This window comes from Paenibacillus sp. FSL K6-0108 (assembly GCF_045040695.1).
Taxonomy (GTDB): Bacteria; Bacillota; Bacilli; order Paenibacillales; family Paenibacillaceae; genus Paenibacillus; species Paenibacillus pabuli_B.
In genome coordinates, this window is the sequence record NZ_CP150288.1 from 3,251,115 (window position 1) to 3,263,840 (window position 12,726).

Genomic DNA, 12,726 nt, shown 5'->3' on the forward strand with positions numbered 1-12,726 from the left:
TACCAGATGTCAACGGGGTACACTCGAAGTGATAGCGCTTTCTTACTACAATAAAATTATACCTCATGGGAGGAAAATAAAGGGGGATTCGCATGAACATGTCATTCAAGAAATTCTCATTGTTATCGTTAACCATGGTTCTGGCAACTACGATTGCAGCCTGTTCATCGGGTACGGGTCGTGCTGAGAATGAAGCCCAACCGAACACACAGCAGGATGCGGGAGGTCCGCTTACGAAATATGATCCACCCATCAAACTAACATCAACCATGAATGAAACCGGAAAAGAATCGCTTGCCGAAGGCGATACACATGCCAATAATATTTGGACCAGAGGATACAAGGATGAGTTGGGGATCGATGTCACCTACGACTGGATTGTCCCGGATGCCAATTATAATGACAAAATGAATGTCACCCTGGCGAGTGGCGATTTGCCGGACGTATTAAAAGTGAGTGCTGTGCAGTTTGAACAGCTGCATGAAGCGGGGATGCTGGAAGACTTGACCGAAGTCTATGATAAGTATGCATCCGATCTCGTTAAGGAATTTATGTCTGCTGAGGACGGAGCAGGTTTGAAGCCAGTAACCAAGGATGGCAAGATATACGCGATGGTCAGTTTCCCGGGCTCGCTGGATTCCTCGGATATGATCTGGATTCGCCAGGATTGGTTGAAGAAGGTCGGGCTTGAAGCGCCAAAATCAATGCAGGATGTGATCAAGATTGCAGAAGCCTTCACCTTTGAGGATCCGGACGGAAATGGCAAAAATGATACGTATGGTATTGCACTCAACAAGGATTTGCCCATTAATGCGTTCCTGCTTGGTTATCATGGTTATCTCGAAACCTGGATCAAGGATGCCTCGGGTCAGGTTGTCAATGGAACCATTCAGCCTGAGGTGAAGGAAGGATTACGCGAACTGCAAAATCTGTATTCAAAGGGAGTAATTGACCCTGAGTTTGGTGTTAAGGATTTTACAAAAATGATGGAAGATGTGAATGCAGGCAAGTCAGGCATGTTCTTCCTGCCGCAATGGGCACCATTTCAGGTTAGCAGCATGATCAAGAAAGATAAAAACGTGGACTGGCTGCCTTATCCGGTTCAATCCATCGACGATCAGCCTGCCAAAACACAGAATCACCTAAGCTTGGGCGGCATATTTGCCGTACGCAAAGGTTATGAACACCCGGAAGCGTTAATCAAGCTGCTGAACTTCCAGGCAGAGAAAATGTTTGGTGAGTCAGCCAAGGAAGAGCGTGCTGCGTATTTGAACGGCTTGACCGGACTTGGTTTTCATAATGCGACTGTGTCCAATCTGCCTGCCAACAAAAACGTAAAAGCACAGGATGAAGTCGAGCAGGCGCTCAAAACGGGAGATACATCTGGATTAGAGCTTGAAGCGAAGCTGTTCTACGATGATATTATGGATTACCGCAATGGCAATCTGGATAAGTGGCATATGGAACGTATTTTTGGACCGGAAAGCTCGCAGGGTGTCATTAAATATTATCGGGATAACGACCTCATTGTCATGAATGAATTCATCTACGCTCCAACGAGAACCATGAACACCAAACAGGCAACCCTGGATAAACTGCGTGCTGAGACGTTTCTGAAAATCATCTATGGCAACCTGTCTATTGACGAGTTTGATAACTTTGTTGCCAATTGGAAAAAACTTGGTGGTGACCAGATCACTCAGGAAGTGAACGAAGTCATTAACGCGAATAAGTAAACAGCAAAATAGCAAAATAGCAAATGCCACTCTGCGTACGATTCTCAGGGTGGCATTTGTATTACAATGAAAGGTCATCCGGTTTCATGAGAGCCTTCTCTTTGCTTCTTGCGATATTCATTGGGGCTGCAGCCCATCTCTTGCTTAAACAGCTTGGTGAAGTGAGAGTAGTTGGTATAGCCGACATTTCCAGCAATGGTATGCACCGAATGTGCGGTGGTCTCCAGTAGGTGCCGGGCTGCCACAAGACGGGTATGAATGACATAATGGCCCAGTGATATTCCCATCTCTTTCTTGAACAGCCTTGCCAGATAATCCGGATTCAGATAGACCATCTCCCCCAGATTATTCCTCGTTAAATCTTCTCCATAATGTGTGCGTATATAATCGGTAATCTCATGTACAACCGACTTGGGCTGTTCGGCAACATTCAGATATTCCGCAGCCGTATTAACCAGGTAGGCAATATAGGATTGCATGTCTTCAATAGAATGCAGAGATTGCATGAACAATTGATCATTCGTTTTGCCCATATACAGCTTGTGCACTTCGATCTCCTTACTTTTCAATTGGGCATACACAAGTTGCACCAGATCAAGACGCAGCAAACTTAGTACAGCGGTACCCACCACACCTTCACGGACCAGTTGATGCATGTAACGACCCGTTTCATCCAGAAACGCCTGAAAGCGACTTTCATTCAACAATTGCTCCAGTAGTCCAAGGTCAGGCGGTATGTAATTCAACTCGGGTCTATTATAGTTTTCCAGAAAAAAGGTTTGATTGCGGTGTTTGATTCGCTCTTCATTCATAAGCAAGAGCTCGTTGATGGTATGACGAATCTGACCCAGGGGTAGAGAGCATCCGATACTACAGCAGACATCCGACTTCAGATAATTATTAACCTCCGGAATGAACGAACCGCACATGAATTCGATCAGCGGTGCATCCGGCGCTCCGTTCCATTTTAGAATAATCATCCAGTTATGATCCTTAATCTCGGTAATGGCTTCAATGGAGAAAAGAGTGTCCTGAAACCGTTCAACCATCACATTCAAACAAGCGTAATCGAACAGGTTCTTGTCCGTCTTGCCCAGCGTTTGATCATACGGAAACAGGTTAACCAGAATAGCCAGAAACAGATCCGTTGTTTCATAAGGCAGATGTTGTTCTGTCAAAAAGGCAGAGACGTCCGCCGGGCCGGAAGGAAAGGCTTTACCGGTGATTAACCTGCGCCAGCTGTCCTCAATCAGTTTGCTCCGGTTTTTCTGCCACAGTTCGCCCTCATGAATGGCTTTCTCTATAAACTGCTGGTCTCGGGCTTTGGCAACCGCCTTTTGTATAATAAGCGTTAACTTGTCAAACTCAATAGGCTTCAGAAAGTAATCAAAGCTTTGCAGCTCGATGGCTTTCTGGGCATAGTTGAAATCGGCATAGTTGGTCAGAAATATCGTCTGTACATTATGCGACTCCTCCCGGACCCATGCGAGCAGTTCCAGCCCGCTTCCCTGGGGCATCTCAATATCACATATGAGAATCTGTACGGGATGATTTTGCAAAACTTCCTTGGCCTGTGCAATATTGTAGGCTGTGAATATTGTATGAATCCCCAATGCCTTCCAATCAATTTTCTTTTCCAAAGCCATGACCACAAAGTAATCATCATCAACCAGCAATGCATTCATGATTTGTCACCTCTCCCGGAGTATCTGAATTCAGTATCATTTTAGGCAAGGAAAGCGTGATCCGAGCGCCACTTGCGTCGTTTGCAAATGTAATATTTGCTTCATCCCGATATAACAACTCCAGACGTTGGATGGTATTCATAATTCCAATCCGGTTACCGCCTGTTTGCTCCAGTGCTTCTCCACGCATCAGAGCATCAAGAACATCCGGGCTAAAGCCTGGACCTGTATCTGAAATTCGGATGAGCACATAATCTCCATTTTCCTGTCGTTGTTCCGTCACGGATAACGTAATACATAATTCCCGGTCCCGCGAGACCCCATATTTAACGGCATTTTCGATGAATGTCTGAATGACGAGTGGTGGCACAGCGATGCCCGTGATGACCTCTGGCTGTTCGATTCGATAGGAGAAAGCATCACGGTAACGTGACTTCTGGATGTCCAGGAACGTTCTTACATGTTCAATCTCATTCTCCAGAAGAACGAAATTCTCTCCACTTTGAAAGATATATCGGAAATAACGGGAGGTTGCCAAGGCCATACTCTCAATTTCCTCGTACATCTGCATCTGTGCCATACTGTACATGCTCGTCAGACAATTCAGGAAAAAGTGGGGCTTAATCTGCAATTTCATATAATCCAGTCGTATTTTTTGTTTCTCCAATTCCTGCTCGTAGCGATCGATTTTGAACCGTTTAATCTGGCTTACCAGTTCTTTAAACTGTGCATTAACCTGCTCCAGTTCCATAATTCGGCTGCTCTTGAAGTCTGTCGCTTCATCCCCTTCGTTAATACGCGCCAGATTTTTGGAGAATCGCTGAATGGGAACAAGCAGATTTCTCCTGAAAAACATGATGATTGCACTTAACGTGGAGGTCACGATCAGAAATAGCAGCATAATGAGCAGCTGGGCTACCATGATTTTCTCGAATGCGCCAAACTTGATGGCCATATGCACGCTGAATGCCGCATTGGAGAAGTCGCTGCTGACAATGTTATGAGACTGAAACAGATCGAAAAATGAATGTCTCTTTTCCGGTATGTGATCCCCGCCAGCAGGTCCGGAAAGTTGCAGTCCATTCTCGTCTACCAGAGAGGCGTACCCGTTGGCACCCAGATTAATCTGCTGAAGAGGGGCGATCAGTTCATCTGCGGATATTAAGGCAACAAGATAACGGTTGTAGTACGGCACAATATTGATAAGATAAGAAGTGCCGTTCACGTGAATGGGTGTCCAATGGGAATAGAACTTCTCATATACACCTTTATCACGGGTCAGCGTAATGATCTGTTTTTTCACTTCTGAATAATCCGAATAGGAGATGCTTATTGGTGCGCAGTTGAGGAAATATTCACTATTCTCCAAATAATAAAAGAAATTGTACGACTGCCCGTAGTTTCGCTGTAGTTCGGCAAAGAGCAAATGCAGTTTCTCGTTGGCTTTTAGGAACGGAATACTGTTCACGCCATATGTATTCATGTTGTCGAGATTCTCGTCATTGGCCAGTGTCCACCCCATGAAATGATTAATGTACGCAAAATCGTGATTAATGCGATTGATATACAGATCGGCCGCATCCTGCAAGTATTGGGTGGACTGCTGTTTGACCATGGAGATGGAAGCAATGCTGATCACGAGATCCAAGATGAGCACAACAAAAGAAATGACGAACATCATACGGATATAATGCCGGATGGGGTAGGGTTTGATCGCGTTCAGGTTTGCCATGGAACAATGCACCACTTTCTTGATTGCTTGGTTATGAATACGCTTTAATATCTCAGGAATAGTATAAAACCTTTATTTGAAAAAAACATAAAGAATTGCATCTTTTGATTCAGAAGTCCGGATTACACACACGAAAGTCTGGATAACGATATGATTTTTGTTCGTAACCGTCTTGGTTACTTGTAAAGTTCATGGATGGAACCATAGAAGTCCGAATAACGTCCTTAGCGGTCCGGTAAACCCAATGTGAAGCAGTTTATACTGAAGCTATTCCAGAGATGACAGGTCCTGCGGGAGAGCAGCATCAGTATATTTACAGGAGGGAAGGAAGAACCATGAGGACCAATCCACTTTATATCGGAAGAACGTTGGAGAGAATCAGGCGAAACTGGGGCCTTTACGTTTTGCTTTTTCCAGCGGTTCTGTTGACACTTTTATTTGCCTACAAGCCGATGTACGGCGTATTAATCGCCTTTAAGGACTACAGTCCGGCGCTTGGGATCGGAGACAGCCCTTGGGCTGGATTCAAATACTTTGAGAAATTCTTTAAATCCTATCAATTTACGAATACGATTCGTAACACACTTGTGATCAGTCTGTACAGCTTGGCTACTTTTCCGATTCCAATTATGCTTGCACTACTGGTGAACCAGATGAGAGCAGGGAGGTTCAAGAGGTTTTTTCAGACAGTCTCTTATATGCCTCACTTTATTTCAACCGTAGTTATGGTCGGGTTGATGCTGATCCTGTTCTCGCCAAGTACAGGACTTGTTGGCAATATGTATCAGCTGTTTGGGGCACAAGCACCGGACTTAATGGGTTCATCAGCTCTGTTCAGCAGTGTGTATGTATGGTCTGACGTGTGGCAGCATGTCGGTTGGGACAGCATTATCTACATTGCCGCGCTGTCCGCCGTAGACCCAAGTCTCTATGAAGCGGCAACGGTTGATGGAGCAAGTCGATGGCACAAGGTTCGTTATATCGATATTCCGATGCTGCTGCCGACGGCCATTACGCTACTTATTCTGCGGGTAGGCGGATTACTCGGCGTAGGCTTTGAGAAGGTGTATCTGATGCAGAATGACCTGAACATTCTCTCAAGTGAGATTCTGTCCACTTATGTATACAAAATCGGGTTGCTGAGCAGCCAATACAGCTTCTCCTCAGCAATCAACCTGTTTAATACCGTCATTAATTTCATTTTGCTTATTCTGGTCAATCAATTGTCCAAGAAATACAGTGAAAACAGTCTATGGTAGGGGGGAGACAAACAAGATGAGTGTTATGGAACCGGCAGCAATGACCAGAGCTCCCCGAGCAAAACGTCGATCACGTGTTTCGATTGCAGAAGTCGTACTATATGCCTTTGCAGTTCTTTTTCTAATAGCTATCATTTATCCAATCTATTTTATAATCATCGCCTCGTTCAGTGATCCTTCATCTGTGGCTAACGGACAGGTGTGGGTGTTTCCGAAAGGTTTTACTCTGGAAGGATATAGGGAACTGCTGCGACACGAGAACATCTGGATCGGATATCGAAATACCATTCTGTATACGGTGGTGGGAACGCTCTTCGGGCTTGTGGTCAATATTTCGGCGGCTTATGCATTATCGAGAAAAGATCTGGTCGGACGTAAATTTTTCTCACTGTTCTTTATCTTTACAATGTTCTTCAGCGGGGGATTGATCCCAACGTTTCTGACGATTCGCGACTTCCATCTCTATAACACGTTCCTCGTGATGGTGCTTCCGTTCTCCGTCGTGGTTTTCGACATGATCGTCGCCCGGACATTTTTCCAGACCAGCATTCCGGGAGATTTATGGGAAGCTGCCCAGATCGATGGCTGTGGTAACCTGCGGTATTTCGTACTGATCGTATTACCATTGTCCAAAGCAATCATCGCGGTCCTCGGACTTTGGATTGCTGTAGGCTATTGGAATTCATATTTTAACGCCTTGATTTATTTGAAAGATCCGAATCTGTATCCGCTGCAGTTGATTCTGCGCAATATCCTCATCACAAATCAGATGCAGTCCGGCATGGGTACAGGAGAAGCGGCACAAGTAGCCCTGCGTCTTGCCAATTTAATGAGGTATTCCGTTATTATTATCGCCACAATTCCAATCATGTGTGTGTATCCGTTCATCCAAAAGTATTTCAATCAGGGGGTGATGATCGGCGCAGTGAAAGAATAAGGCAGGTTGAAGTTCATTACGAATCAAGGGGGTTCCCAAATGGGAAGAAAGATAGGCAAGAAATTATTTACTAAAATGAGCAGCGTGCTTCTCGCGTCAGTCCTGTTGGTCAGCGTTGTTGGCTGTAGTAGTGGAAATAGCAATGAGACGGCGGAGCCTTCGGTATCAAGCGATTTTAATAAGGAAGGACTGCCGATTGTCAATCAACCGGTCACACTCAAGGTACTGACAGTTCGCTGGGGAAATATGGGCGACACCTTTACTCAGAATCAATGGCTCAAGGATTTGGAGAAGGATTCCAATGTGAAAATTGAGTGGCAGGTCATGTCCTCCAATGACTGGGGTGAACAGAAGTCTATCATGCTTGCCAGCGGTACGCTTCCCGACATTATTCTGGGCGATCAGGTGTTCAGCGATTCGGACATTGTCAACAATCTGAGCTATTTCCGTCCATTGGATGAATACATCGACTCTTATATGCCCAACTTGAAGGCGGCTATGGAAGAGACGCCAGATATGAAGAAAATCAGCACGTTTCCTGATGGCAAAATCTATTCAATGCCAACCAGACTGCCTGCGCGTCCGAAGAGCCGGAACCAGCCTGTAATCAATAAGGCATGGCTTGATAAGCTGGGGCTGAAAGCACCAACGACAACAGAAGAACTGTATCAGGTATTGAAAGCGTTTAAGGAAAAAGATCCAAACGGAAATGGAAAACAGGACGAAATTCCGTACACAGAAACGGGTCTGAATGTGGATTTCCTCAATCCATTCGGAATCACTGACATTAACGCCAGCAGTATGATTGTGCAGGACGGCAAACCGGTCTTCTTCCCAACGACCGACGCCTATAAAGAAGCTCTTATTTATACACACAAGCTGTATTCAGAAGGGTTGATTGATCAGGAACTGTTCACACAAGACAATACAATGACATCAGCCAAATGGCAAAATGCAGACATTCCAATTGTAGGTTTCAGCAACCAATGGACACCCGATGCGGTGTTTGGTAAGTGGAGCGACCAATACGAAGCAATTGCGCCTATTGCCGGACCGGATGGCAAACGCTATCAGCCAGGGGATCCTGGCGGCATGAATCTGGCCCGTAATGAACTGCTTATCACCAGTTCATGTACTGTTCCGGAAGTCGCGGCACGCTGGGCCGATCAGTTCTATTCCAACGAAGCCAGCATTCAGAATTTCTGGGGTGCGATCGGAACGGTAATTGAGAAAAATGATGATGGCACATACACACTGATGGACCCGCCGGCAGGCACCAGCGCCGATGCTTGGTACTGGGATCAATCCCTGCGTGATTTCGGACCCAAATATGTAAGCCCTTCCTTTGAAGAAAAAATTAAGCTTAATCCGAAGGCTGGTGACGGACTCAAGCTGGAAATCGATCAGTTGGGCAGCGCCGATGTTACGACACCTTATCCGAAGGTTATGTACAATGCAGAGGAGTTCCAGGAGCTGCCAACGCTAACAACGGATATTGACGGGTATGTAGCAACGATGCGTGCTCAGTGGGTAACCAAAGGCGGCATCGAAGAGGGCTGGGATGCTTATATCAAAAAACTGAATGATATGGGGCTTGAACAGTTGCTGACCATCCGTAATAATGCCTTCGAGCGTTATATGAACGTCAAATAGGTTGAAAGTCAGCCGTTCATTTTATTGAAAAACAAACAGGTGCGTCTCCTTATTGAAGGAGGGGCACCTGTTTGTTTTGTTCGTTTATGATCTGCGTTTCAACAATAAAACACCGCTGATATTGGATGTTTTCTTGCTGTAGACCACTTTAAAACCAATATCATGGTCCAACAAGCAGTTTAAGGCATTGATCAGCAATGCACCACGCACCAGTGTGAAGGTACAAGGGGATGTGTTTCCAATCACACGTACACTTCTGATTCGGCGTGCAGAACCGGGAACGAGCGGGTTTCTGGACCAATAGATCAATACCAAATCCGGTTGTGGAACAGCTTTTGCACTAGCCATCCTCATCATCTCTTTTCTATTAGATTCCTTATAGTAAATGAAAAGAAGATGATAAAGGTGCTAGACAAAAGGCATGATGACCAATAAATGGGACAATCACCAGCTATGCCTTGGGCACAACCTATGTGCTTAAAGGGGGTGCGCAGAATCCCTTTTAATTAAAAAATCCGATATGCGCCTTACTTATTGGTGCTGTGCTGCTTCGACGGCAGTTTATCCGCTGGCGTACCTTTGCCATTGTTTTTGTTATGACGTGCTTTTTCGGCATTCTCATTCACTTTTTTTACAAAATCATGTGTACTCTCCATGTCTAAACACACCTCCTCAAAAACAAAATGTGTAGCCTGAATCTTAATATAACCATTGAGAAGTCATTATATTTGGCTGCTCCACTCTGACCGTAATATCACTGTCTGACTTGGATGATCGTCGGTGGGATAAACTGGACATGGGAAGTTCAGGCGTCTAAACTGTATAGAACGATATATAACAAGAAGGAGCCCGAATCGAACCATGTTGCAGAAATTCGGTTTTACTCAATATGAAAGTCAGGTGTATGAGGCCATCTTTGCGCAGGATGCGCCGCTTGATGCCACATCCATTGTTAATTACTCTAATGTACCCAAGGCCAAGATATACGAAGTGCTTAATCGGCTAATTGATAAGGGAACGGTCCTAACCACTATGCATGGGAAGAAAAAGTTGTACATGGCGGTTGATCTTCAGTCCATTATCCTCAAAATAAGAGCCGACTTTGAGAAGGATATTGAAGAATTAAAGACATATAAAATCAAACGTACATTTACAGATGAACATATATGGACTTTGAAGGATGCGTCATCCATTGCATCGAATATAGAACAGCTTATTGAAGAAGCGGATTCATCTATCCTTTTTCTGGCGTGGAACGAGCAAATGGAGAAATACCGGGAACTTCTGGAGAAGAAAGAGACTCAAGGTGTACATGTTGAGGTTTTAGCTGTAGGGGGATTGCAGACGTCACTAACCCATAAGTATTCGTTAATCCCCATGCTGGAGGACAGCAAGCTTGAGCCTTCACAACTCATTATTGTTGACCATGAATATCTTTTGTTTGCAGGTATCGAGCATGATTCTTGGAAGGCCATCAAGACAACGTCCAAGCCAATTGTGAAAGCATTAACGGATTATTTCTATCATGATGTCGCGCTTACCCAAATCACCAAAAAATTCGGTGATCATCTGCTTCAGGACGAAGAAATTGCACGTTTGCTGGCAAGATTAATTTATTAAAACGAGAGTTCCAAAGCTATTCTTTCTGAGAATAGCTTTTTTTGTATTGAAATCTCCTTGTTATTAGGTTACTATCGTAGTTGTAACTTTCGAGGAGGATTCAAAAATATGAATAAAAAAGTTTATGTCCTGGCGATCGCGGCATTTGTAGTGGGTACCGTTGAACTCATTTTAGGCGGCATTCTGGACTTGATTGCAACAGATCTTCATCTGACCTTGGCCAAAGCTGGGTATTTAATCTCCATTTTCTCACTTGTCTATGCGTTATCTGCGCCTATTTTGTTAAATATGACGGCCAGATTCGAGCGTAAAAAAGTATATATGTGCACTCTATTCGTTTTTCTAATCAGCAATCTCATCTCTGCGTTCAGTGCCAATTTTTATATGCTCTTGGCAGGCAGAGCTCTGGGAGCCGCAACGGGCTCATTGATTTTTGTTTTGTCATTGACGCTCGCAGCTCGGATTGTGGAACCTCAGTATAAAGGCCGTGCCGTGGGGATAATCACAATGGGAGGAAGTGCATCTCTGATTTTGGGTGTACCGCTTGGAATCTTCGTCGGTAATCTCGCGGGATGGCGTGAAGTGTTTATGTTGATCGCGATTTTGACTGCAGTGGTGATGGTTGCTATTGGCATTGCCATGGATCGAGTGCAGCCGATTCCGGCAGTACCTTTGAAGAAGCAGCTTGCTGCTCTGTGGAATCCGAAAATGTTGGCAATTCATAGTACAACATTACTTGTGCTGGCAGGGCATTTGACGTTATATGCGTATTTCACACCTTTCCTTCAGGAAGCACTGGGAGCCAGCTCAACGATGGTCACCTTTATTTATATGATGTTTGGTATCGCTGCTGTGGCAGGCGGCGGCATCGGGGGCATTTTATCAGATCGTTTGCATCCGGCCAAAGCCATTGTCATTGTGCTGATTCCTTTTATCGTGAGTATGGCAGTTATTCCATTTAGTACGGGCTTGCCTTTGATTGCTTTCTTGATCCTGCTAAGTATCTGGAGTGCGCTGAGCTGGACGGTTACCCCGGTACAAAATAGCCTGATCATCCGAACTTCACCAGCAACGGCTGAAACGTTAATTAGCACCAATTCAGGCATTGCACACGCTGGTATTGCTCTGGGAACTTATATTGGCGGAGTGGTAATCGATCACTCATCCATTATGTATACAGGATGGGTTGGATCGGTTCTGATTCTGATGGGTCTGCTGTCAGCTGTTTATGCAATTAGTCGCAAGGAACAAACTGTTCAGCGGTCGGATAAAGCTTTAGTTTAAATGTTTGTCTAGACAAACGGCTCTTATATTGTTTTACTTTAACAAACCTCTGCGTCCAATAATTTATTGGATGTACAGAGGTTTTTTTATAACAATTGGCATAATAGCTTTGAAATCAAAGTGTAAAAGAACTTGATTTATTTAGGTTATCCCATATAATTATTATAGCTTTATAAAGTATCTTAATTTATGAGTTCAACTATTAATCATAAACGCAAAGGGGACACAATCATGAGCAATATCACAACAAAATCGGAAAAACAAAAAATGATCGATGGTGAGCTGTACTTGGCTTCCGATCCCCAATTGTCTCAAGACAGGGAATATGCAAGAAGAATGACACGTATGTACAATCAGACGACAGAAACAGATGGCGAGCTCCGTACAAAGGTATTAAAAGAGCTGTTGGGTTCAACGGGTGAACATCTGAGCATGGAACCGAATATTCATTTTGACTATGGATACAACATTCATGTTGGAGAACATTTCTATACCAATTTTAATTGTACGATACTCGACGTATGTGAAGTGCGTATTGGAGACAACTGTTTAATGGGACCTGACGTCCACATATACACCGCCACGCATCCCTTGAATCCATTCGAACGGATCACAGGTGCAGAGTATGGAAAGCCGGTTACCATCGGGAATAATGTATGGATCGGAGGCAGGGCAGTCATTAATCCAGGGGTCACCATCGGCAATAACGTTGTTATTGCTTCCGGTGCCGTAGTCACCAAAGATGTTCCGGATAACATGATTGTTGGTGGAAATCCTGCTAGAATCATTAAAGAGATTGAACTTTAAACTATTTATTTTG

General features: G+C 44.5%; 11 protein-coding genes. 7 read left to right on the plus strand and 4 right to left on the minus strand.

Features of this window, described 5'->3' with window-relative positions; genetic code table 11:
• Positions 1 to 92 precede the first annotated feature (92 nt).
• Positions 93 to 1,736, plus strand: coding sequence for an extracellular solute-binding protein (locus MHB49_RS14915; protein WP_405156662.1), 1,644 nt, complete (start codon positions 93 to 95; stop codon positions 1,734 to 1,736).
• Between the two features lie 74 nt (positions 1,737 to 1,810).
• Here MHB49_RS14915 and MHB49_RS14920 read toward each other — a convergent pair whose 3' ends face one another.
• Both MHB49_RS14920 and MHB49_RS14925 read right to left on the minus strand, forming a co-directional pair.
• The gene (locus MHB49_RS14920; protein ID WP_405156663.1) at positions 1,811 to 3,421 is read right to left on the minus strand and encodes a response regulator; all 1,611 of its coding nucleotides are present in this window, start codon (positions 3,419 to 3,421) and stop codon (positions 1,811 to 1,813) included.
• Positions 3,402 to 5,153: a sensor histidine kinase gene (locus MHB49_RS14925; protein ID WP_405156664.1), complete on the minus strand. Its 1,752-nt coding sequence runs from the start codon at positions 5,151 to 5,153 to the stop codon at positions 3,402 to 3,404. The genes MHB49_RS14920 and MHB49_RS14925 overlap by 20 nt, the downstream gene beginning before the upstream one ends.
• 335 nt (positions 5,154 to 5,488) lie before the next feature.
• Between MHB49_RS14925 and MHB49_RS14930 the strand changes: the two genes are divergently transcribed.
• The 3 genes from MHB49_RS14930 to MHB49_RS14940 all read left to right on the plus strand — a co-directional run bounded on the left by MHB49_RS14930 (position 5,489) and on the right by MHB49_RS14940 (position 9,002).
• Complete coding sequence (locus MHB49_RS14930) at positions 5,489 to 6,412, plus strand: sugar ABC transporter permease (protein WP_076288345.1); 924 nt, start codon at positions 5,489 to 5,491, stop codon at positions 6,410 to 6,412.
• Positions 6,413 to 6,452: 40 nt separating this feature from the next.
• Complete coding sequence (locus MHB49_RS14935; protein WP_257032059.1) at positions 6,453 to 7,349, plus strand: carbohydrate ABC transporter permease; 897 nt, start codon at positions 6,453 to 6,455, stop codon at positions 7,347 to 7,349.
• Positions 7,350 to 7,424: 75 nt separating this feature from the next.
• The gene (locus MHB49_RS14940; protein ID WP_405157140.1) at positions 7,425 to 9,002 is read left to right on the plus strand and encodes an ABC transporter substrate-binding protein; all 1,578 of its coding nucleotides are present in this window, start codon (positions 7,425 to 7,427) and stop codon (positions 9,000 to 9,002) included.
• An 84-nt stretch (positions 9,003 to 9,086) separates the two neighbouring features.
• Here the strand turns inward: MHB49_RS14940 and MHB49_RS14945 are convergent, their stop codons facing one another.
• Both MHB49_RS14945 and MHB49_RS14950 read right to left on the minus strand, forming a co-directional pair.
• Complete coding sequence (locus MHB49_RS14945) at positions 9,087 to 9,350, minus strand: hypothetical protein (RefSeq protein ID WP_247902625.1); 264 nt, start codon at positions 9,348 to 9,350, stop codon at positions 9,087 to 9,089.
• Between the two features lie 179 nt (positions 9,351 to 9,529).
• Positions 9,530 to 9,658: a DUF4023 family protein gene (locus MHB49_RS14950; RefSeq protein WP_082703947.1), complete on the minus strand. Its 129-nt coding sequence runs from the start codon at positions 9,656 to 9,658 to the stop codon at positions 9,530 to 9,532.
• A gap of 205 nt (positions 9,659 to 9,863) precedes the next feature.
• On the opposite strand from MHB49_RS14950, the gene MHB49_RS14955 reads away from it, so the two are divergent.
• The 3 genes from MHB49_RS14955 to MHB49_RS14965 all read left to right on the plus strand — a co-directional run bounded on the left by MHB49_RS14955 (position 9,864) and on the right by MHB49_RS14965 (position 12,713).
• Positions 9,864 to 10,622: a TrmB family transcriptional regulator gene (locus MHB49_RS14955; protein ID WP_405156665.1), complete on the plus strand. Its 759-nt coding sequence runs from the start codon at positions 9,864 to 9,866 to the stop codon at positions 10,620 to 10,622.
• A gap of 108 nt (positions 10,623 to 10,730) precedes the next feature.
• The gene (locus MHB49_RS14960; RefSeq protein ID WP_405156666.1) at positions 10,731 to 11,906 is read left to right on the plus strand and encodes an MFS transporter; all 1,176 of its coding nucleotides are present in this window, start codon (positions 10,731 to 10,733) and stop codon (positions 11,904 to 11,906) included.
• 231 nt (positions 11,907 to 12,137) lie between these two features.
• Positions 12,138 to 12,713 carry a sugar O-acetyltransferase gene (locus MHB49_RS14965; RefSeq protein ID WP_247902628.1) on the plus strand — a complete coding sequence of 192 codons (576 nt, stop codon included), beginning with the start codon at positions 12,138 to 12,140 and terminating at the stop codon, positions 12,711 to 12,713.
• Positions 12,714 to 12,726 lie beyond the last annotated feature (13 nt).